The sequence below is a fragment of the Methylobacterium sp. J-067 genome (assembly GCF_022829465.1).
In the GTDB taxonomy this organism is placed as follows: Bacteria; Pseudomonadota; Alphaproteobacteria; order Rhizobiales; family Beijerinckiaceae; genus Methylobacterium; species Methylobacterium litchii.
Genome location: NZ_JAKSXZ010000115.1, coordinates 1 through 307, shown reverse-complemented (window position 1 = coordinate 307; position 307 = coordinate 1). Strand labels below are relative to the sequence as shown.

At 71.0% G+C, this 307-nt stretch carries 1 protein-coding gene; it reads right to left on the bottom strand.

All coding sequences use genetic code 11. The features are described 5' to 3' along the window. On the bottom strand, positions 1–307 hold a 307-nt coding region (locus tag MKK52_RS17340; RefSeq protein ID WP_279597901.1), incomplete at both ends, for an ATP-binding cassette domain-containing protein.

Sequence of the window (307 nt, the reverse complement as noted above, 5' to 3'; positions counted from 1 at the left end):
GTTGTGATAGGCTTGCGCGGAGGGGTCTGCGCGGAGACAGGCGTTAAGGCCGACGTCGATGTGGTGGCGGCAGGTAATGTGCTTGGACCGGGCGTAGTGCTGGAACACGCAGCCCACCGCCGGCTGCTGCACGGGCAGGCCGGTGGCGTCGTCGCCCCGGAACAGGGTGCGCCCACGATCCGGCGCGTCGAGCCCGGCGATGATGCGGAGGAGCGTCGTCTTGCCCGAGCCCGAGGGGCCGAGCAGGCCGAGCAACTCGCCCGCCCGCACGTCGAGGCTGAGGTCGTGCAGCACGGCGGCCGTATCA